Source organism: Cellulomonas xiejunii (genome assembly GCF_024508315.1).
GTDB lineage: Bacteria > Actinomycetota > Actinomycetes > Actinomycetales > Cellulomonadaceae > Cellulomonas > Cellulomonas xiejunii.
Map to the genome: position 1 here is coordinate 2,881,478 of NZ_CP101987.1, position 19,737 is coordinate 2,901,214.

Consider the following 19,737-nt stretch of genomic DNA (forward strand, 5'->3'; position numbering starts at 1 on the left):
CTGCACCCGCGTCCAGATCGCGCCAGGCACCGATTCACATGATCGCGTCAGAAACTGGGCCTTGAACAACTTCTGAAGCGGTTGTAGCGTGGCGTCACGTCGACACGGGGTACCGGGTCGGCCACCGACTTTCGTCCCGGTCCAGCACCGCAGGACGACCACGTAGTAGCCAAGGAGGAACACATGGCCGAGATCTCGCGTCTTCCCGGACCGGTGATGGACCTGTGGGAGTGGCAGTTCGACGGCGCCTGCCGCGATGCTGACCAGGACCTCTTCTTCCACCCCGAGGGGGAGCGTGGCTCGGCCCGGCGGCGCCGTGCGGAGGCCGCCAAGGCCATCTGCGCGACGTGCCCCGTGCTCAAGGAGTGCCGCGAGCAGTCGCTGGCCGTGCGCGAGCCGTACGGCGTGTGGGGCGGGCTGTCGGAGGAGGAGCGCGCCACCGTCCTCGCCGAGCGCGCCGGGCGCCGCGTCACCGCCTGAGCCCCTGAACCTCCGCACGGCCTGAACCTCCATACGCACGACGAAGGCCCCCTCCCGCGGGAGGGGGCCTTCGTCGTGCCGGGGACGGGTCCCCGGTCAGCAGAGCTGTCGTCAGGCGACGACGGCGAGGATGTCGCGCGCCGAGAGGATGAGGTACTCCTCACCCGCGTACTTCACCTCGGTGCCGCCGTACTTCGAGTAGATGACCTTGTCGCCCACGGCCACGTCCAGCGGCACGCGGTTGCCCTTGTCGTCGATCCGACCCGGGCCCACCGCCAGGACCTCGCCCTCCTGGGGCTTCTCCTTGGCGCTGTCCGGGATGACGAGACCCGACGCGGTCGTGGTCTCGGCCTCGAGGGCCTTGACAACGATGCGGTCCTCGAGGGGCTTGATGGAGACCGACACAGCGGACCTCCCCTTCGCATGTGTGAGTAGTTCAGGAGTCTGCGCCGCACCGTCGCACCGTCGTCGCGGGAGCCGGGCCACGGGAGCGGTTGGCACCCTCACCAGGAGAGTGCCAGTTCCTCACTCTAGGAACGCGTTAGCACTCGGTCAACCCGAGTGCCAGAACCCACCCTCACGCGCGCCTCCACGGCACCCTCTCGACCCGGCGTGGTGGGAGCGACGGCCGGTGACGTGGGAAGGTTGGCGGTGTGGACGACGCCGCACTGGTCAAGCTGCTCAGTCCCGACGGCTGGGCACTGCTCCAGGCCCTGCCGCCGTACGACGAGCGGCTCGCGCTGCCGCTGGCCGAGCGCCTGCAGAAGGACGGGCTCGACCCCGCCCTGGTGTCCGCCGCGCTCACCCAGTCCCGGTTGCGCCTGCGGGCGCGCGGCAAGCTCGGCGACTTCGCCGAGGGCATGCTGTTCACGGTCGCGGGCCTCGAGCAGGCGACGCGCCTCGAGGTCGCGGCGCACCACGCGCGGCGCTACCGCGACGCCGGGTGCAGATACGTCGCCGACCTGACCTGTGGGCTCGGGGCCGACGCGCTCGCGATGGCCGGCATCGGCATCCGCGTGCTCGCCACCGACGTCGACGAGACGACCGCAGCGCTCGCGACCGTCAACCTGCGCGCCTTCCCCGAGGTCGAGGTCCGCATGGGCGACGGGCTGGCGCTCGACCTGGCGGCCGAGGGTGTCGACGGCGTGTACGCCGACCCGGCGCGGCGCACGGGCACCGGCCGACGCGTGTTCGACCCCCGGGCCTACTCCCCACCGCTCGACGAGGTCCTCGCCGTCCGCACGACGGTCCCCGCGCTCGGGCTGAAGCTGGGACCAGGCATCGCGCACCGCGACCTGCCCCACGACGCCGAGGCGCAGTGGGTGTCGTCCGGCGGTGAGGTCGTGGAGCTGGGCCTGTGGTTCGGACCGCTGGCACCCGACGGGCCTGGTCGCTCGGCCCTGGTCCTGCGCGAGGGCAGCGCGCACGCCCTGCGGGCCGACCCCGACGGCGACGACGACGCACCGCCCGTCGGCCCGGTCGGGGGGTACCTGTACGAGCCGGACGGGGCCGTCATCCGCGCCGGTCTCGTCGGGACGATCGCGTACCGGGTGCGCGGCCGGCTCATCGACCCCACGATCGCCTACGTGACCTCCGACGCCCTGGCCGACCGCGCCGCCTGGCAGCCGCTCGCGACCGCGTACCGCGTCCTGGACGACCTGCCCTTCGGGCTCAAGCGGCTGCGCACGTACCTGCGCGAGCGGGACGTCGGGCGGCTCACGATCAAGAAGCGCGGCACCGCCGTCGTGCCCGAGACGCTGCGCCGGCAGCTCGACCTGCGCGGGAGCGCCGAGGGCACGGTCGTGCTCACGCGCGTCGCCGGGCAGCAGCGGGTGCTCGTCGTGGAGCCCGTCTGATGGCGGCGCCGGTCTCGCTGCCGTTCGCGCGCTCCGAGCGCTCGACCGTGGGCATCGAGTGGGAGGTGGCGCTCGTCGACGCCGACTCCGGTGACCTGCGGCAGGCGGCGCAGGCGATCTTCGAGGCCGTGCAGCCCGCCGACGGCACCGACCACCCCCACATCACCCCCGAGCTGCTGCTCAACACGGTCGAGCTCTCCTCGGGCAAGTGCCGGACGGTCGCCGAGGCCGGTGCCGACCTGCAGCGCGCGCTCGACGAGGTGGCGACCGCCGCCCGCCCGCTGCGCATCGAGATCATGGGTGCGGGCACCCACCCGTTCGCCAACTGGGCGACGCAGCGCGTCACCGACAAGGAGCGCTACGCGACGCTCATCGACCGCACCCAGTGGTGGGGCCGTCAGATGCTCATCTACGGCGTGCACGTCCACGTGGGCGTCGAGGACCGGGACAAGGTGCTGCCGCTGAGCCGCGCGATGCTCACCGTGTTCCCGCACATCCAGTCGCTGTCGGCGTCGTCACCGTTCTGGGGCGGCAAGGACACCGGGTACGCGTCGAACCGGGCGCTGCTGTTCCAGCAGCTGCCCACCGCCGGCCTGCCGCCGCAGTTCGAGCGGTGGGAGCAGCTCGAGCAGTACGTGGGCGACATGATCCACACCGGGGTGATCGACGAGGTCAACGAGGTCCGCTGGGACATCCGCCCGTCGCCGCGCTTCGGCACCCTCGAGATGCGCATCGCGGACGGCGCGGCGAGCCTGCTCGAGGTCACCGCGATCAGCGCGTTCACGCACTGCCTCGTCGAGCACTTCTCCTCGATGATCGACGCGGGCGAGCCCCTGCCGACCATGCCGCCGTGGTTCGTGCAGGAGAACAAGTGGCGCTCGGCGCGCTACGGCATGGACGCGATCGTCATCACGAACGCGGCCGGCGACGAGGAGCTCGTGACCGACTCGGTGAGCCGGTGGCTCGCCGAGCTCGCGCCCGTCGCCGAGCGCCTGGGCTGCGCGGCCGAGCTCGAGCAGGTGCGCGTCATCCTGCGGAAGGGTGCGTCGTACCAGCGGCAGCGTGCTGTCGCGCGACGCAACGCGGGCGAGCTGGAGCCGGTGGTGCGTGCGCTGGTCGCCGAGCTCGCGGCCGGCCGGCCGCTCTAGCCAGGCGGCGGCGGGACGGCGTCGACGCGAGCCGCAGGCTCGGCGTCGTCGAAGGGTGCCCACTGCCAGGTACGCAAGACGCCGTCGAGGGCGGCGAGCACGTGCCGCTCGTCGGGCACGCGCGTCAGCGACCACGTCCAGCTGCGCCCCTCACGGTCGAGGCGCACCTGCGTGCGCAGCACGCCGTCCACGCGGAAGGTCCGCACCAGCACGTCGCCCGCACCCGTCCGGCGTTCGGTCACCGGGCCCGCGGGCGTGACGGACGGCCCCCAGGCGGTCCGGCGGGGCTGCTCGAGGTCGCGCAGCGCGAGTCCCGCCGTCCCGTCCCACGGCGTCGAGGTGACCACCAGGTGCGCCGTCGGGCTGAGCCGCAGGTAGACCCAGGTGCGGGTGCCGTCCGGGCACGGCACGTCGGTGGCCACGGGGTCCGTCGGCACCAGGCAGCGGGCGACGGGACCGCCGTCGTCCGCCAGGACAAGCCCCAGGCCCGGGACGGCGTCGTCGACCGATGCGGGCTCGGGCTCCGGCGCCTCCGGGACCACCGGGGCCTCCGGGACGTCCGGGACCTCCCGGGCCTCCGAGGCGCGGGGCTCGGCCGGCGTGCCGGCGGGCTCACCGGCGTCGGGCGTCCAGCGCCACGTCGCGAGGACGGCGTCGGTCAGGCCGTCGAGGCTCGTGTCGCCCTCGCCGCGCACCACCCCCACGACGAAGGCCCAGCCGTCGCGGTCGACGTGCGTGTCGGTCACCATCGTGCGGCCCGCGACGAATGCGTGCCGTGACACGGGCCCGGCCGGGGTGAGCACCTCGACGACCTCGCCGGGGAACGCGGTGCCGGCGCGCGCCTGCGCGCGCTGCACGTGCGGACGGTCGGCGGCCGGCGCCAGGACGCAACCCTCCTCGACCTGGCCGACGCGCCCCAGGACGACGACGAGCAGCGCGCGACCACCACGGAGCAGCACCGTGGTCACCTGACGGCTGCCGCCGTCGGCCTCGAGGGCCGGGCGGCTGTGCCACGGCGCGGCGATGCGGAACCCGGGACAGCCATCCGGTCCGGGCGGGACGGTGAGCGTGACGCGCAGCTGCGCGGGGTCGTGGCCCGCCGGCAGCCGCTCGTCACGGCTCGACCGGCCCCGCAACGGGACGGCCGCGCGCACCACGGCGCGCGCCCGCTCACGCTCGTCGGGAGACAGTGCGGGATCCATCGTCGCGAGCATGCGACGGCGCAGCAACCAGCGGTGGAGGGGCCCCACGGGCACGGCCACGAGGAGGATCCCGACCGCGGCGAGCATGACCACCACGGCCAGGACGGGCCGCATCCCGCCGCCCACCCCGATGGCGCGGGCGGCGAGGGCGAGCAGCGTCGAGGTGGTCACCACAGGAGTGTCGGCACGCGGTCGCGCCGTCTGAAGCGCCGGGGTCGGAGGCCGCCGGGGCGACCACTATCTTGCTTTACCGACTACTGGGCCATACCGTTGACCCGTGCCCGAGCCCCGTGACCCCCAGCTCCTCAAGGGCGTGCTGCCGATGCTCACGCTCGCGGCGCTGACCCGCGAGGAGACCTACGGGTACGAGCTGGTGACGGTGCTCCGCGACGCCGGACTCGACGACCTGTCGACCGGGACGCTCTACCCGGTCCTCACGCGCCTCGAGCGGGACGGCCTGCTGATCTCCCGTCTCGTCGCGTCGGCCTCCGGACCTGCACGCAAGTACTACCGGCTCAGCGCACCGGGCCGCGCCGCCCTCGCCGCCCAGCGCGACGCCTGGGTGGACCTGGTCGCGACCGCCGAGCGCGTGCTCGGCGCGGCCGCGCCACCGACCGACCCGCCGGACGCAGCCGCGCCCGTGCCCGCCCCCACGGGGAGCCCACGATGACCACGACGGACGACCACCTGCCCACTACCGCGTACCGCCCTCCGCTGCGCGAACGGGTCCGCCTGTCCTGGTGGATGCTGCGGTTCGACGTCGCGATGCAGGACTACCCCGCACGGGAGTCCCGCCGGATCCGGCGGGAGCTGCGGGCCGCAGTCCTGGACGACGCCGCGCGCACGGGGTTCGACGACGCGCTGCGCGGCCTGGGCCGCCCACGGCGCCTCGCCGCCACCTACTACGCGGACCTCGAGCGCGAGCGCCCCCGGTGGACCGACGGCGCGGTGCTCGCGGGCCTCATCGGCATCCTGCTGCCCGGGTACATGTGGATCGCCTGGCAGATGGGGGCACTCAGCGCGATCGACGAGATGGGCGGCGGGACCGTCGACCTCAGCTGGCTGGGCGTCCCGGCGACGTTCACGCACACCGACGACACGATCTCGATGCACACCACCGCGGGCTGGGGCCCCGTCGCGCTGTCCGGCGCGCTGTCCCTCGTGGCGTTCGCACTCGGGTCGCGCATCTGGCGACTGTGGGGCAGCGCTGCGTGAGGCGTCACGGACCGCTCCCCGACCGCTCGACCGACGCAGGAGACGCGATGACCACCGCGACCGCCCCCACCGCTCACGCCGCCCTCGGGTTCCGTGACCGTGCCCGCGTGCGCCGCTGGATGTGGCGGTTCACGCTCGCCATGCAGGACTACCACCCGTCCCGCGAGGCCCGACGCATCAGACGGGACCTGCGGGCCGCGCTCCTCGACGACGCCGCCCGGCTGGGCGTCGACGTCGCGCTGCGCGAGATCGGCAGCCCGTGGCGCGTCGCCGCCGACCACCTCGACGCGCTCGACAGCGCCGGACCGCGCTGGAACGACGGCGCGGTGGTGGCCGTCCTCCTGGGCTTCGGGCTGCCGCTGTACATGTGGGTCGCGTGGGCGATCGGCGCGGTCGACACCGTGGGTGCCATGGGCGGCGGCCGCGCGGAGCTGTCCTGGCTGGGCGTCCCGATGACGGCCGAGAACAGCGACGAGATGTTCGGGATCGCGTTCACGCTGGGCTGGCAGCCGTTCGCCGTCTCGCTCGGGCTCGGCGCCCTCGGCTTCGCGCTCGGCTCGCGCATCTGGCGCCTGTGGAGGCGAACGCCGGTCAGCTGACGGACGCCGTCACCCACCGGGCCCGTCGGTGCGCGGACGTCTCAGACGAGGACCTGCGTGAGCGGCATCGTCGAGTCCACAGGCAGGTCGAGCGGCGACGGCGGCATCCCGCGCCGCACCACGGCCGAGCCGAGCGCCGCGATCATCGCGCCGTTGTCCGTGCAGTAGCGGATCGGCGGGATCCGCAGCTCGATGCCGGCCTCGGCGCAGCGGGCGGCGGCCATGTCGCGCAGCTGGGAGTTGGCGGAGAACCCGCCGCCGACGACGAGCGTGGAGATGCCCTCCCGGCGGCAGGCCGCGATCGTCTTGGCGGTCAGCACGTCCGCGACGGCGGCCGCGAACGACGCGGCGACGTCCTCCAGCGGGATCGGCTCACCGGCGTCCTGCCGCGACTCGACCCACCGCGCCACGGCGGTCTTCAGACCCGAGAACGAGAAGTCCGTCGCGTGCGCGGCCTGGTCCTTGGGCGCGGTCAGGCCGCGGGGGAACCGGATAGCCGTGGGGTCGCCGTCGCGCGCGAGCCGGTCGATGTGCGGACCACCGGGGTACGGCAGGCCGAGCAGCCGCCCGACCTTGTCGAACGCCTCCCCCGCGGCGTCGTCGAGCGTCGAGCCGAGCTCGGTGACGTTCACCGTGTCGTCGATCCGCAGCAGCGAGGAGTGCCCGCCCGACACGACGAGCGCCATGACCCGCTCGGGGAACGGGCCGTCGACGAGCTCGTCGACGACCGCGTGCCCGATGACGTGGTTGACGCCGTACAGCGGCTTGCCCAGCCCGACCGCGAGCGCCTTGGCGGCGGCGGCACCGATCGTCAGCGGACCGACCAGCCCCGGCCCGGCCGTCACGGCGATCGCGTCGACCTCGTCGAGCGTCACCTCGGCGGTCGCGAGCGCGCGCTCGATCGTCGGCACCATCGCCTCGAGGTGCGCGCGCGCCGCGATCTCGGGGATGATCCCGCCGAACCGCGCGTGCTCGTCGACCGAGCTGGCGACGGCGTCGACCAGCAGGTCGTACCCGCGCACGATGCCGACGCCGGTCTCGTCGCAGGAGGTCTCGATGCCGAGGACCAGGGGTTCGCTCACGCCCCTCAGGATAGGCGGGGCGACACGCGTGACCGGCCTCACAGTTGCCTGGGGGTATCGATGCGAACGCAACGACGTTGTGGAGGAGGTGACTCTCTCCGACATGATCGACGACACCACCGCGCACCTGCCGACCGGCGACGCCCTCCTCACGGACGCGGTGTTCCAGGGCGCGCGCACCGTGGGACGGTTCGTCGACGACTCCGTGCCGGACGCCCTGCTCCGCGCCGTGCACGACACCGTGCGCTGGGGACCCACCGCCGCCAACTCCGGGCCGCTGCGTCTGCTCGTGGTCCGTAGCCGCGAGGCCCGCGAGCGCCTGGCCGTCCACATGGACGAGCACAACCGCGAGCGCGTCCTCGGCGCACCCGTGACCCTGGTCGTCGCCGCCGACACCGACTTCCACCGGCACCTGCCGACGCTCGCTCCGCACGCGCCGACCATGGGCGAGCGCCTCGCGGGGGTCCCGGACGTGCGCGCCGCCATGGCCCGCGACAACGCGTGGCTGCAGACCGGGTACCTCGTGGTCGGGCTGCGCGCCGTCGGCCTGGGCGTGGGCCCGATGACGGGCATGGACGCCGCCGGCGTCGACGCCGAGTTCTTCGCCGGCACGGGCTGGCACGCGCTGGCCGTCCTCAACGTCGGCTGGCCCGACGGCGAAGGCACCGACCGGCCCCGCGCGCCCCGGCTGGCGTGGGACGAGGTCGCGCGCGAGGTGTGACCTCAGCCGGTCGCGGCGGGCCGGGTCGGGTCGTTCGACCACTGCGACCACGAACCGGGGTACAGCGCGGCGTCGACGCCGATCGAGGCGAGGGCCGCGATCTCGTGCGCCGCGGTGACGCCCGACCCGCAGTACACGCCGACCGGCACGTCGCCGCCGTCCACGGGCACACCCAGAGCAGAGAACCGCGCGGCCAGCGCTCCGGCGTCCCGGAAGCGTCCGTCGGGCCCGACGTTCTCGGCCGTCGGCGCGCTGCGGGCGCCGGGGACGTGCCCCGCGCGCGGGTCGACCGGCTCGACGAGCCCCGCGTACCGCTCGGCGGCGCGCGCGTCGAGCAGCACACCGTCGAGCGCGAGCGCGGCGGCGCCGTCGGCATCGACCGTCGACAGCGCGCCCGGCACGAGCACGACGTCCCCCGGCTCGGGAGTCACGTCACCCGGCTCGACCCCGTACCCTGCGGCGACCCACGCGCCCAGACCGCCGTCGAGCAGCCGCACGTCGTGCACACCGGCCCACCGCAGCAGCCACCACGCGCGTGCGGCGGACATGCCCCCGGAGTCGTCGTAGGCCACCACCGCGCCACCCTCGCGCACGCCCCAGCGCCGTGCGGCGTGCTCGAGATCGGCGACGGACGGCAGCGGGTGCCGCCCGGCGCGCGGCGACGGCGGCGCGGCCAGCTCGGTGTCGAGGTCGACGTGGACGGCACCCGGCAGGTGCCCGGCGAGGTAGCGCTCGTGGCCGTCGGTCCGACCGAGCGCCCAGCGCACGTCCAGGAGCACGGGTGGCTCGTCGTCGGCGAGCAGCCGCGCGAGCTCGTCCGGGTCGACCAGCACCCGGCGGCGCGCCTCGTCCCGGCCGGTCATGACCCGTCCTGCCGCGCCTGCGCCGCGGGCGGCAGCAGCAGCTGCATGGTCCAGGCGTCGACGTTCTCCGGCTGGTAGTAGCCGCGGCGACACCCCAGCCGGGTGAATCCCAGGGTCTCGTACAGGTGGATCGCCGGCGCGTTGTCGACACGCACCTCCAGCAGCACCGACTCCGCGCCGAGCGCGCGCGCCTGCTCCAGCAGCGTGACCAGCATCCGGCGCGCGATGCCACGCCCCTGGTAGCCGGTGTCCGTGGCGACCGTCATGATCTGCACGTCCCGCCCGTCGAACCACATCCCGGCGTACCCCACGAGCGAGCCACCGGGGCGCTCGGCGCCGACGTACGTGCGGCCGGGACCGACGAGCTCGTCCGCGAGCATCTGCCGCGACCACGCGCTGACGCCGAACAGCGTGCGCTCCATGCTGTCGAGAGCCGACAGGTCGGCCGCCACCAGCGGGCGGACGACCACGTCGACGGCCGGTGCGCTCATGCCAGGACCCGCTTGGACCCGGTCGACGGGACGGCGTCGGGGCGGCGCAGGTACAGCGGGTCGGCGGGCAGCGTCTCACCCGCCGCGAGACGCCGCAGCGCGACCCGGACGAGGAGCGAGGGGTCCGGGCTGCGCAGCATCGGCGTGCCCGGGTGCAACCGCGGGTCGGGCTCTGCGAACGTCTGCGGGTACAGGTCGCGGGCCGCGCCCAGCACGACGTCGTCGGGCGTGCGCGGGACGTCGCCCGGTGCTGCCACGTCGGGACCCGCGACGGGCGCAGCCGTCCGGCCGCGCACCTCGTAACGCGACCAGTAGACCTCGCGACGACGTGCGTCCGTCACGACGAGCAGCGGCGTCCCGTCCTCGAGCCCGGCGCTCCAGGCCGCGGCCTCGGCGAGGGCGTCCAGGCTCGGCACCCCGTGCACGGGGACGCCGAGCGCGAGGCCCAGGGTGCGCGCCGTCACCAGGCCGACGCGCAGACCCGTGAACAGCGCCGGTCCCGTCCCGACGACGATGCTCTCGACCTCCCGCAGCGAGCGCCCCTGCTGCTGCAGGAGCTGCTCGATCATCGGGGCGAGCAGCTCGGCGTGCCGACGCGGCTGGTCGTCGCCGAGCGTGGCCGCGTTGACGTCGTCGAGCACCACGGAGACGGCGACGTCCCCGGACGTGTCGATCCCCAGGTGCATCAGCCCCTGCTCCCCTCGTGGTGGTCGGTGCCGTGGTGGTCGGTGCCGTGGGCGTCGTCCTGCGACGCCGCCTCGGGCGCGCCCGGCAGGTCGACCCCGCTCCAGCGCACCCCCACGCCGCGCACGGTCAGCAGCCGCTCACCGGCTGCGGCGTCCTCGACGTCGTCCAGGACCCCGCCGTGGGGGCGCTCGAGGCGCAGCTCGAGGCGGTCGTCGGTGAGCCCCTCGACCCAGCCCTCGCCCCACTCCACGACCGTGACGGCCTCGTCGAGCGCGGCGTCGAGGTCGAGCGCCTCGACCTCGTCCAGCGACCCCAGCCGGTACGCGTCGACGTGCACGAGCGCCGGGCCGCGGGTGCCGTCGGGGCGCGGCAGCGGCGGGTGCTCGCGTGCGATGACGAACGTCGGCGACGCGACCTGTCCCCGCACGCCGAGCCCCTCACCCAGGCCCTGCGTCAGCGTCGTCTTGCCGGCGCCGAGGTCACCGGTGAGGACGACCAGGTCCCCCGCGCGCAGCAGGGCGGCCAGCGACCGCCCCCAGGCGCGCGTCGCGTCGGCGTCGGGCAGCCGCACCTGCGCGGTCACGCGGCACCGCCCGCTGACGCGGCGGCAGCGACGAACGGGACGCGCGTGGTGGCCGCGGCCGACCCGGCACCGACCCCGTCGCGCTCGCTGTCGACGTACGTGCGCGGCACGCGCGCACCGAGCCGGGTCACCAGCTCGTAGGAGATGCTGCCGACCACGTCGGCCCAGTCCTGGGCGGTCGGCGCGCCGTCGCGGCCGTCGCCCCACAGCACGACGCGGTCGCCGGCGACGTCCACGGCGCCGGGTCCCAGGTCGAGCACCACCTGGTCCATGCAGACCCGTCCCGCGATGCCGAGCCGGCGGCCGCCCACCTGCACGGGCCCGCCCCACCGGTCGGCCGTGCCCGACGCGTGGCGCGGGATGCCGTCGGCGTAGCCGACCGGCACGACACCCAGCACGGTGTCCTGCGGGACGACGTACTCGTGCCCGTACGACACGCCGGACCCCGCGGGGACGCGCTTGACCGTGGCGAGCTGCGCCTCGAACGTCATCGCGGGCACCAGGCCGAAGTGCTCGGGGCCGCCGAGCTGCGGCACGGGCGTCAGGCCGTACACCGCGATGCCGGGCCGCACCAGGTCCCAGTGCAGCGCGGGCGACGTGAGCGTCGCGGCCGAGTTGGCGAGGTGGCGCACCTCGAGGCGGGCGCCCGCGGCCTCCACGGCCGCTACGGCGTCAGCGAAGACCGCGGCCTGCCGCGCGACCACGGGATGGTCGGGCGCGTCCGCGAAGGCCAGGTGCGACCACACGCCGACGACCCGCACCGGCCCCTCGGCCTCGGCGGCGAGCGCGGCCGCGAGGACGTCGGGCAGCTCCGCGGGGAGCAGGCCGTTGCGGCCCAGACCCGTGTCGACCTTGAGGTGGATCCGGGCCGTCCGGCCCGCCTCACGTGCGGCCGTGACGACGTCGTCGAGCGCCCACCGGGACGCGACCGAGAGGTCCACGTCCGCCTCGACGGCCTCGCGCAACGGCGCCCCGGGCGCGTACAGCCACGTGAGGACGCGGGCACCCGTGACGCCCGCGCGGCGCAGGTGCAGCGCCTCGGACACCTGGGCCGTGCCGAGCCACGTGGCACCGCCCTCGAGCGCCGCGAGGGCGCTGGGGACGAGACCGTGACCGTACCCGTCGGCCTTGACGACGGCCATGACCTGCGCGGTGGGCGCGTGGGAGGCGAGAGTACGGACGTTGCCGCGCACGGCAGCGAGGTCGACCACCGCGCGCGCCGGGAAGTCGTTCACGCCCGACAGTCTCTCACCACCGGGCAGCGGCACCCGTGCGCACCGCGGCCGCCCGCGCAGCGTGGAGCGACACACGGCTCGGCACGCTCACCCCGGCAGCCCGGGGCCGACGACGACGTCCGCACGGCGTGCGGTCGGTGCGACGAGCCGCGCGTTCGCGGCGTCCGGGCCCGTCGACCACGCGAGGGCCGCCGCCGGCGGCTTGCCGAACTGCTCGTGCCGGGCCACGAGTCGAGCGAGCCGCACGTCGTCGTCCGGCGCGACGAACCACGTCTCGTCGAGCAGGTCCGCGACGGGACCGAAGCCGTGCTCGTCGAGCAGCAGGTAGTTGCCCTCGGTGACGACCAGCGGCACGTCGGACGGCACGGCTACCGCCCCGGCGACCGGATTGCGCAGGTCGCGGCGGTACTCGGGCGCGTACACCACGTGCCCGGGCCGCGGTTCGCGCAGGCGGCGCAGCAGCGCCACGTACCCGTCGGCGTCGAACGTGTCGGGGGCGCCCTTGCGGTCGGCGCGACCGATGCGCTCCAGCTCGGACTGCGCAAGGTGGAACCCGTCCATGGGAACCACGACGCACGCCTCGCGGAACGCAGCGGCGACCTGCGCGGCGAGCGTGGACTTGCCCGCGCCCGGGGCGCCCGCGATGCCGAGCAGCCGACGTCGGCCGTCCGCCAGCAGGGTCCGCACGCGGTCGGCGAGCGCCGGGTCGAGGGGTGCCTCCGGCAGGACGTGCGGCGGCGTCGGGACCGGCTCCGTGGGACGCCCGCTCACCCGCGCACCAGCCCGGCGACGACCACCGGCACCGCGTCCGCGACGTCGCCCGCCGCGACCGGCCCACCGGGGTTGGCCCGGTGCGCCGCCCGGCCGTGGACCAGCGCGGCAGCGGCCGCGAGCGCGGCGGGCAGCGTCGGGTCGGCCGTGGCGTCGGCCGCCCTGCCGGCCAGCACGGCACCCAGGACACCCCCCAGCACGTCGCCTGCCCCGGCGGTCGCGAGCCACGCAGGTCCGTCCGCCTGGGCGTAGGCGGCCCCGTGCGGCCCGACCACGACGGTCGTGCCGCCCTTGAGCAGCACCGTCGCGCCCGTCAGGTCGTGCGCGCGCCGGGCGTGCGCGAGCGGCGCGGCCTCCACGTCGGCGCGCTCGACGTGCTCGCCCCGCGCGGCGAGCAGCGTCGCGAGCTCACCCGCGTGCGGTGTCAGGACCACGTGCGGCGGCAGCCGGTCCGGCAGCAGGTCCAGCCCTCCCGCGTCGACGACGACCGGCTCGTCGTGCCGCACCGCGCGGGCGAGCACGGCGCGTACACGCGCGGCCTGGGCCCGGTCGTCGGGGGCCACGCCCGGCCCGACCACCCACGCCTGCACGCGTCCCTCCCCCACGACGGCCTCGGGGTGCGCCGCCAGCACCTGCGGACCGGCAGCCCCCAGGTAGCGGACCATGCCGACGCCCGCACGCACCGCTCCGGCGACCGCCAGGACCGCCGCCCCGGGGTACCGGGCGGAGCCCGCGACGACGCCGAGGACGCCGCGCCGGTACTTCTGGGAATCCACGCCGGGCACGGGCCACAGCGCAGCCACGTCATCCTCCTCGAGCCGGACGACCGCCGGCGGGCCGTCCGGTCGCAGGCCGATGTCGACGAGCTCGACACGACCGGCGGCGGCGGACGCCGGAGGCAGCAGCAGCGCGGGCTTGTACGCGCCGAACGTCACCGTGCGGTCCGCGTCCAGCACCGCTCCCGAGCGGGTCCCGTCGTCGACGCCGACGCCCGACGGCACGTCGACGGCCACGACCAGCGGGCGCGGATCGACCCCCGCGACGAGTGCGACCAGCCGCGCGCCGGGTCCCCGCACACCGCCGCGGCCACCGATGCCGAGCAGCCCGTCGAGCACCACGTCGGCCCGCGCCACCGCGTCCACGACGGGGGCCGGCAACGGGTGGTCCGCCGCGTCGTCGACGGTCAGCACTCGTCCGTGCGCCTGCCGCAGCGCCTCCAGCCCGCCGGCGTGCACGCGGACCGACGTCAGGACCGCCGTCACCGCCACGCCGCGGCGCGCCAGCAGGGCGCCCGCGTGCAGGGTGTCGCCCCCGTTGTTGCCCGAGCCCACCAGCAGCACCGCTCGCGCACCCCCGACGCGGCCCCGCAGGTCGCGCAGCGCCCGGGCCACGTGGGTCGCCAAGCCGAACGAGGCGCGCGCCATCAGGGGCACGCCGGCGGCCAGCAGGGGTTCCTCTGCCGTTCGCACGGCGGCGGCGTCCCAGGAGTGCAGCACACGCCCATCCTGGCCCGCGCGCCACCGGGGTGCGAGCGCCGGTAGCGTGGCGAGCATGCGATTCGGACTCTTCATCCCCCAGGGCTGGCGGCAGGACCTCACGGGCATCGACGCCCGGGACCACTGGAAGGTCATGCACGGTCTCGCCCGATGGGCCGACGACGGCGACGTCTTCGAGTCGATCTGGGTGTACGACCACTTCCACGCGGTCCCCGAGCCCAACGGCGAGGCGACGCACGAGGCGTGGAGCCTCATCAACGCGTTCGCGGCGTCGACGTCGCGCGTGCGGCTCGGTCAGATGTGCACGTGCATGGCGTACCGCAACCCGGCGTACCTCGCGAAGGTGGCCACGACCGCGGACGTGATCTCCGGCGGGCGCGTCGAGATGGGCATCGGCGCCGGCTGGTACGAGCACGAGTGGCTCGCCTACGGCTACGGGTTCCCGCGGGCCGGCGAGCGCATCGCCATGCTCGACGAGGGCGTGCAGATCTTCAAGCAGATGTGGACCAACGGCACCGCGACGCTGCAGGGCAAGCACTACCAGGTGGACGGCGCGCAGCTCTCCCCGCTGCCGCTGCAGGTCGACGGCCCGCCGCTGTGGATCGCGGGCGGCGGCGAGAAGAAGACGCTGCGCATCGCGGCCGAGCACGCGCAGTACACCAACTTCGACGGCTCCCCCGCGGGCTTCGCCCACAAGTCGCAGGTCCTGCGCGACCACTGCGACGCGATCGGGCGCAACTTCGACGAGATCACGCGCTCGGCCAACTACAACGTGGTCATCGGCGCGACGCAGGACGAGGTCGACGACCGCATCGCGTGGATCGAGGAGCACTACGCGAACACGGTCCCGAGCAAGGCGCCCGGCATCGCCGAGGAGTTCCGCCGCGGCCCACTGGTCGGCACGCCCGAGCAGATCGTCGAGAAGCTGCGCGAGCTGCAGGGCCTGGGCATGACGTACGCGATCACGTACTTCGCCGAGGCCGCCTACGACCGCTCGGGCATCGAGCTCTTCGCCCGCGAGGTCACCCCCCACCTCCGCTGACCCCTCCCTCCCCACCCCAGGTGGTGAGAGAGCAATCCAGCCACCCCCCCAGGTGGTGAGAGAGCAATCCAGCCACCCCCCCCCCAGATGGTGAGAGAGCAATCCAGCCACCCCCCAGGTGGTGAGAGAGCAATCCAGCGCCCACCCTCGTGACTGGATTGCTCTCTCACGCCCACAGAGGGCGTCACAGGGGTGACTGGATTGCTCTCTCACGCCCCACAGGGGGCGTCACAGGGGTGACTGGATTGCTCTCTCACGCACTGGAGGGGCGTCGCGCTCGGCGACGACGACGGCCGAGGCGATGCCCGCGTCGTGGGAGATGGACAGGTGGAACCGGTCGACGCCCAGCTCCTGCGCGCGCGCCAGCACGGTCCCCACGATCTCGACGACCGGCTGAGCACCCGCCACCCGACGCACGGTCGCGTCCTGCCAGCTCATGCCCGGAGGTGCGCCCAGCGCCTTGGCGATGGCCTCCTTCGCGGCGAACCGCGCGGCGAGCGACGCGTCGGGCAGGTCGCGCTCGTCCGGTGTGAACAACCGCGCGCGCAGCGCGGGCACCCGCTCGACCGTCGCGACGAAGCGCGCGACGTCGACCACGTCGATGCCGACGCCGACGATCACGCGGCACCGCCCACGGGCGCCCCGGTCACTCGACCGTGACGGACTTCGCCAGGTTGCGCGGCTGGTCGACGTCCAGGCCCTTGGCGTTCGCGAGCTCGGAGGCGAAGATCTGCAGCGGCACCACGGTCAGCAGCGGCGCCAGCAGCGTCGAGGTCTGCGGCACGAAGAACACCTCGTCGGCGTACGGGATGACGGCGTCGTCCCCGTCCTCCGCCACCACGAGGGTGCGCGCGCCACGGGCACGGATCTCCTGGATGTTGGAGACGACCTTCGAGTGCAGCGTGTTGCGGCCCCGCGGCGACGGGACGACGACGAACACGGGCTGCCCGGGCTCGATCAGCGCGATCGGACCGTGCTTGAGCTCCCCGGCAGCGAAGCCCTCGGCGTGGATGTACGCGAGCTCCTTGAGCTTCAGGGCACCCTCCATCGCGACCGGGAAGCCGACGTGCCGACCCAGGAACAGGACGGACGGCGTGTCCGCCATCCAGCGGGCGATCTCACGGACCCGCTCGGAGCGGTCGAGGACCTGCTGGATCTTGTCCGGCATCTCGCGCAGCTCGGTGAGCGTCGAGGCGACCTCGTCGGCGAACTTGTTGCCGCGCAGCTGCGCCAGGTAGAGGCCCAGCAGGTAGGCGGCGGTGATCTGCGACAGGAACGCCTTGGTCGACGCCACCGCGATCTCCGGGCCCGCGTGCGTGTAGAGCACGGCGTCGGCCTCGCGCGGGATGGTCGAGCCGTGCGTGTTGACGATGGCGAGCGTCGTGGCGCGCTGCTCGCGCGCATGACGCACGGCCATCAGCGTGTCCATCGTCTCGCCGGACTGGGACACCGCGACGACCAGCGTGCGCTCGTCGACGACCGGGTCGCGGTACCGGAACTCGTGTGCGAGCTCGACCTCGACGGGGATGCGGCACCAGTGCTCGATGGCGTACTTGGCGACGTGCCCCGCGTACGCGGCGGTGCCGCACGCGACGACCACGATCTTGTCGACCGAGCGCAGCACCGACTCGTCGATGCGCATCTCGTCCAGGACGAGCTTGCCCGACAGGTCGAGCCGGCCCAGGAGCGTGTCCGCCACCGCGTGCGGCTGGTCGTGGATCTCCTTCTCCATGAAGGACCGGAACCCGCCCTTCTCGGCGGCGGCGGTGTCCCAGTCCACCGTGTACGGCTTGACGTCCACCGGAGCGCCCTCGAAGTCCGTCACCGTCACGGACGTGGGCGTGATCGTCACGATCTCGTCCTGGCCCAGCTCGAGCGCCTCGCGCGTCGAGCCGATGAACGCCGCGACGTCGGAGCCGAGGAAGTTCTCGCCGTCGCCCAGCCCCACGACCAGCGGCGAGTCGTGCCGCGCACCGACGACCGTGTCGGGCACGTCCACGTGCACGGCCAGCAGCGTGAACGTCCCCTCGAGGCGGCGCGCCACGGATGCGAGCGCGGCCGTGAGGTCCTTCGACTCCTCGTACGCGCGGCTCACGAGGTGCGCGACGACCTCGGTGTCGGTCTCGGACAGGAACTCCACGCCGGCGGCCAGGAGCTCGGCCTTCAGCGGGGCGTAGTTCTCGACGATCCCGTTGTGGATGACCGCGACCTGACCCGACACGTGCGGGTGCGCGTTGACGTCCGTCGGCCCGCCGTGCGTCGCCCAGCGCGTGTGCCCGATCGCCGCTGTCGCGGGCGGGAGCGGGTGCGCCGCGAGCTCCTCCACGAGGTTGGCGAGCTTGCCGGCCTTCTTGGCCACGGCCAGCTCACCGCCGGGCACCACCAGCGCCACACCGGCGGAGTCGTACCCGCGGTACTCCAACCGCCGCAGGCCTTCGAGCACGACGTCCAGAGGACGCTCGCTCGGACCCGCACTGCCGACGTACCCGACGATTCCGCACATGGGCCGATCCTACTTCGCACACGGGGTGACCTGTCGCGGCCATGTCGGCACGTCGCACGGCCCCTGATGCGGGAGAATCGTCGGGTGCCGTCCCTGGTCCCCGCCACGCCCTACGTCGACCTCGACCGCGACGCCTGGACCAGGCTGTCCGCCTCGACCCCGCTGCCGCTGACCGACGCCGACGTCGACCGCCTGCGCGGCATGGGCGACCCCATCGACCTCGCCGAGGTCGACGCGATCTACCGGCCCCTGTCGCGGCTCCTCGACCTGTACATCCAGGCGACGCGCGGCCTGCACCACGCGACGAGCACCTTCCTGCGGGAGGACGTGGGCCGCACGCCGTTCGTCATCGGCGTCGCCGGCTCGGTCGCCGTCGGCAAGTCCACGACGGCCCGTCTGCTGCGCGAGCTCGTCGCGCGCTGGCCCGCGACGCCGCACGTCGAGCTGGTCACGACCGACGGGTTCCTGCACCCCAACGCGGAGCTCGAGCGGCGCGGGCTGCTGCAGCGCAAGGGCTTCCCCGAGTCGTACGACAGGCGCGCGCTGCTGCGCTTCGTGTCGAAGGTCAAGGCCGGCCGCCCCGAGGTGTCCGTTCCTGTGTACGACCACCTCACGTACGACATCGTGCCGGGCGCGCACGTGGTGGTGCGGCAGCCGGACGTGCTCATCGTCGAGGGCCTCAACGTGCTGCAGCCGGCACGCCCCACCCTGGCGGGCACGTCCAACCTCGCGCTCAGCGACTTCTTCGACTTCTCGATCTACGTCGACGCCCGCACGTCCGACGTCAAGCAGTGGTACGTCGACAGGTTCCTGTCGCTGCGGGCCACGGCCTTCGCGCGCCCCGAGTCGTACTTCCACCGCTACGCGTCGCTGTCCGACGACGAGGCGGTCGCCCGGGCGGAGAGCATCTGGGACAGCATCAACGCGCCGAACCTGGAGGAGAACATCCTGCCGACGCGCAGCCGCGCCACGCTGGTGCTCACCAAGGGCGCGGACCACGCCGTGCAGCGCGTCCGGCTCCGCAAGATCTGACGTCGCCCACGCGATCCGCGCCACTCAGCCGGGGGTCTGCCGCGTGAACGTCTGCGCGAGTGCGGCGGGGTGCTCGGTCCGGTCGAGGACGTCGAGGTCGTCGAGCGCCGCGGTCAGATCGCCGTCGCACGCGGCGGTGCGCGGCAGGAGCACGGCGGCACCCAACGCGTCGACCAGCCAGACCTGCGCCACGACGCCGACGCCGCACGCCGCGGGTGTGCGGGTCGCGACGCGCACCAGCGGGTCGAGGTCGCCCTCGAGCCGTGTCGCCGTGACCGCCCACCAGGTGCCCGCCGAGTCGCGGAGCGTCTCCCCCCGGTCGCACAGCAGGGCGGTGTCCGCGACGAAGCCTGCCGGTGGCAGCCCGCGCGTCGTGCCGGCCGGCTCCTGCGTGCGCAGGGACACGTCGAGCTCCAGGCCGAGCGCGTCGAGCACCTCGGTGTCGAGGCAGCTCGCGTCGGTGCGGACCTCCGCCGTCGTGACGACCGGCTGCGCCGCGACGGTCTGCCCGCAGCCCGCGAGCGCGAGCACCGCCAGCACCGCCCCCGCGCCGCGTCCTGCTGCCCGCACCGTCGTCCTCCGCCGTCTCGTCCCCGGTCGCACGGGATCGGACCCCGCTCGCGGCAGAGGCCTCGCGGTGGGCGGGGATCGCGACGTCGACGTCGCGTACCTCGAGGGTAGGACGCGCGCGGCGGCCGGACCCACCCGGGCGGCCGGTTGATACCGGATCG

22 protein-coding genes are annotated in these 19,737 nt (G+C 74.4%); 9 read left to right on the plus strand and 13 right to left on the minus strand.

What is annotated here, in order from left to right; translation table 11 throughout:
• The first annotated feature begins 183 nt into the window (after positions 1-183).
• A complete protein-coding gene (locus tag NP048_RS13095; protein WP_227576083.1) occupies positions 184-480 on the plus strand; it encodes a WhiB family transcriptional regulator in 297 nt (98 codons plus the stop codon).
• A gap of 111 nt (positions 481-591) precedes the next feature.
• On the opposite strand, the gene groES is transcribed toward NP048_RS13095, so the two are convergent.
• Positions 592-885: a co-chaperone GroES gene (gene groES / locus NP048_RS13100; RefSeq protein WP_227576084.1), complete on the minus strand. Its 294-nt coding sequence runs from the start codon at positions 883-885 to the stop codon at positions 592-594.
• A 248-nt stretch (positions 886-1,133) separates the two neighbouring features.
• Here groES and NP048_RS13105 point away from each other — a divergent pair, with 248 nt between their 5' ends.
• Both NP048_RS13105 and NP048_RS13110 read left to right on the plus strand, forming a co-directional pair.
• The gene (locus tag NP048_RS13105; protein WP_227576085.1) at positions 1,134-2,336 is read left to right on the plus strand and encodes a class I SAM-dependent methyltransferase; all 1,203 of its coding nucleotides are present in this window, start codon (positions 1,134-1,136) and stop codon (positions 2,334-2,336) included.
• On the plus strand, positions 2,336-3,484 hold the full coding sequence (locus NP048_RS13110) for a glutamate--cysteine ligase (RefSeq protein ID WP_227576086.1): 1,149 nt from the start codon (positions 2,336-2,338) through the stop codon (positions 3,482-3,484). Before NP048_RS13105 ends, NP048_RS13110 begins: the two co-directional genes overlap by 1 nt.
• Here NP048_RS13110 and NP048_RS13115 read toward each other — a convergent pair.
• The gene (locus NP048_RS13115) at positions 3,481-4,857 is read right to left on the minus strand and encodes a hypothetical protein (RefSeq protein ID WP_227576087.1); all 1,377 of its coding nucleotides are present in this window, start codon (positions 4,855-4,857) and stop codon (positions 3,481-3,483) included. The genes NP048_RS13110 and NP048_RS13115 overlap by 4 nt on opposite strands.
• Before the next feature lie 106 nt (positions 4,858-4,963).
• On the opposite strand from NP048_RS13115, the gene NP048_RS13120 reads away from it, so the two are divergent.
• Genes NP048_RS13120 through NP048_RS13130 form a run of 3 tightly spaced genes read left to right on the plus strand, consistent with a single transcriptional unit; the run spans position 4,964 to position 6,500 of the window.
• Complete coding sequence (locus NP048_RS13120; protein WP_227576088.1) at positions 4,964-5,356, plus strand: PadR family transcriptional regulator; 393 nt, start codon at positions 4,964-4,966, stop codon at positions 5,354-5,356.
• The gene (locus NP048_RS13125) at positions 5,353-5,901 is read left to right on the plus strand and encodes a hypothetical protein (protein ID WP_227576089.1); all 549 of its coding nucleotides are present in this window, start codon (positions 5,353-5,355) and stop codon (positions 5,899-5,901) included. The genes NP048_RS13120 and NP048_RS13125 overlap by 4 nt, the downstream gene beginning before the upstream one ends.
• A 47-nt stretch (positions 5,902-5,948) precedes the next feature.
• The gene (locus NP048_RS13130) at positions 5,949-6,500 is read left to right on the plus strand and encodes a hypothetical protein (RefSeq protein ID WP_227576090.1); all 552 of its coding nucleotides are present in this window, start codon (positions 5,949-5,951) and stop codon (positions 6,498-6,500) included.
• A 41-nt stretch (positions 6,501-6,541) separates the two neighbouring features.
• Here the strand turns inward: NP048_RS13130 and tsaD are convergent, their stop codons facing one another.
• Positions 6,542-7,582, minus strand: coding sequence for a tRNA (adenosine(37)-N6)-threonylcarbamoyltransferase complex transferase subunit TsaD (gene tsaD, locus NP048_RS13135; RefSeq protein ID WP_227576091.1), 1,041 nt, complete (start codon positions 7,580-7,582; stop codon positions 6,542-6,544).
• Between the two features lie 103 nt (positions 7,583-7,685).
• Between tsaD and NP048_RS13140 the strand changes: the two genes are divergently transcribed.
• Positions 7,686-8,303, plus strand: coding sequence for a malonic semialdehyde reductase (locus tag NP048_RS13140; RefSeq protein WP_227576092.1), 618 nt, complete (start codon positions 7,686-7,688; stop codon positions 8,301-8,303).
• A gap of 2 nt (positions 8,304-8,305) precedes the next feature.
• Here the strand turns inward: NP048_RS13140 and NP048_RS13145 are convergent, their stop codons facing one another.
• From NP048_RS13145 to NP048_RS13175, 7 genes are all read right to left on the minus strand, one after another.
• Complete coding sequence (locus tag NP048_RS13145) at positions 8,306-9,166, minus strand: sulfurtransferase (protein ID WP_227576093.1); 861 nt, start codon at positions 9,164-9,166, stop codon at positions 8,306-8,308.
• The gene (gene rimI, locus NP048_RS13150; RefSeq protein WP_227576094.1) at positions 9,163-9,657 is read right to left on the minus strand and encodes a ribosomal protein S18-alanine N-acetyltransferase; all 495 of its coding nucleotides are present in this window, start codon (positions 9,655-9,657) and stop codon (positions 9,163-9,165) included. Before rimI ends, NP048_RS13145 begins: the two co-directional genes overlap by 4 nt.
• On the minus strand, positions 9,654-10,343 hold the full coding sequence (tsaB, locus tag NP048_RS13155; protein ID WP_227576095.1) for a tRNA (adenosine(37)-N6)-threonylcarbamoyltransferase complex dimerization subunit type 1 TsaB: 690 nt from the start codon (positions 10,341-10,343) through the stop codon (positions 9,654-9,656). Before tsaB ends, rimI begins: the two co-directional genes overlap by 4 nt.
• Positions 10,343-10,927, minus strand: a complete 585-nt coding sequence (gene tsaE, locus NP048_RS13160) for a tRNA (adenosine(37)-N6)-threonylcarbamoyltransferase complex ATPase subunit type 1 TsaE (protein WP_227576096.1) — start codon at positions 10,925-10,927, stop codon at positions 10,343-10,345. Before tsaE ends, tsaB begins: the two co-directional genes overlap by 1 nt.
• Positions 10,924-12,162 carry an alanine racemase gene (gene alr / locus NP048_RS13165; protein ID WP_227576097.1) on the minus strand — a complete coding sequence of 413 codons (1,239 nt, stop codon included), beginning with the start codon at positions 12,160-12,162 and terminating at the stop codon, positions 10,924-10,926. Before alr ends, tsaE begins: the two co-directional genes overlap by 4 nt.
• Positions 12,163-12,249: 87 nt before the next feature.
• Positions 12,250-12,933 (minus strand): nucleoside/nucleotide kinase family protein, encoded by a 684-nt coding sequence (locus tag NP048_RS13170; RefSeq protein WP_227576098.1) that lies wholly within the window; start codon positions 12,931-12,933, stop codon positions 12,250-12,252.
• On the minus strand, positions 12,930-14,429 hold the full coding sequence (locus NP048_RS13175; protein WP_227576099.1) for a bifunctional ADP-dependent NAD(P)H-hydrate dehydratase/NAD(P)H-hydrate epimerase: 1,500 nt from the start codon (positions 14,427-14,429) through the stop codon (positions 12,930-12,932). The genes NP048_RS13170 and NP048_RS13175 overlap by 4 nt, the downstream gene beginning before the upstream one ends.
• A 55-nt stretch (positions 14,430-14,484) precedes the next feature.
• Between NP048_RS13175 and NP048_RS13180 the strand changes: the two genes are divergently transcribed.
• Positions 14,485-15,471 (plus strand): LLM class F420-dependent oxidoreductase, encoded by a 987-nt coding sequence (locus NP048_RS13180; RefSeq protein ID WP_227576100.1) that lies wholly within the window; start codon positions 14,485-14,487, stop codon positions 15,469-15,471.
• A 228-nt stretch (positions 15,472-15,699) separates the two neighbouring features.
• Here the strand turns inward: NP048_RS13180 and NP048_RS13185 are convergent, their stop codons facing one another.
• Together NP048_RS13185 and glmS are read right to left on the minus strand one after the other, a co-directional pair.
• Positions 15,700-16,092, minus strand: coding sequence for a holo-ACP synthase (locus NP048_RS13185; RefSeq protein WP_227576101.1), 393 nt, complete (start codon positions 16,090-16,092; stop codon positions 15,700-15,702).
• 25 nt (positions 16,093-16,117) lie between these two features.
• Positions 16,118-17,974: a glutamine--fructose-6-phosphate transaminase (isomerizing) gene (gene glmS / locus NP048_RS13190; protein WP_227576102.1), complete on the minus strand. Its 1,857-nt coding sequence runs from the start codon at positions 17,972-17,974 to the stop codon at positions 16,118-16,120.
• A 66-nt stretch (positions 17,975-18,040) separates the two neighbouring features.
• On the opposite strand from glmS, the gene coaA reads away from it, so the two are divergent.
• Positions 18,041-19,006 carry a type I pantothenate kinase gene (gene coaA / locus NP048_RS13195; RefSeq protein ID WP_227576103.1) on the plus strand — a complete coding sequence of 322 codons (966 nt, stop codon included), beginning with the start codon at positions 18,041-18,043 and terminating at the stop codon, positions 19,004-19,006.
• A 24-nt stretch (positions 19,007-19,030) separates the two neighbouring features.
• Here the strand turns inward: coaA and NP048_RS13200 are convergent, their stop codons facing one another.
• Positions 19,031-19,576 (minus strand): hypothetical protein, encoded by a 546-nt coding sequence (locus tag NP048_RS13200; protein WP_227576104.1) that lies wholly within the window; start codon positions 19,574-19,576, stop codon positions 19,031-19,033.
• Between the last annotated feature and the right edge of the window lie 161 nt (positions 19,577-19,737).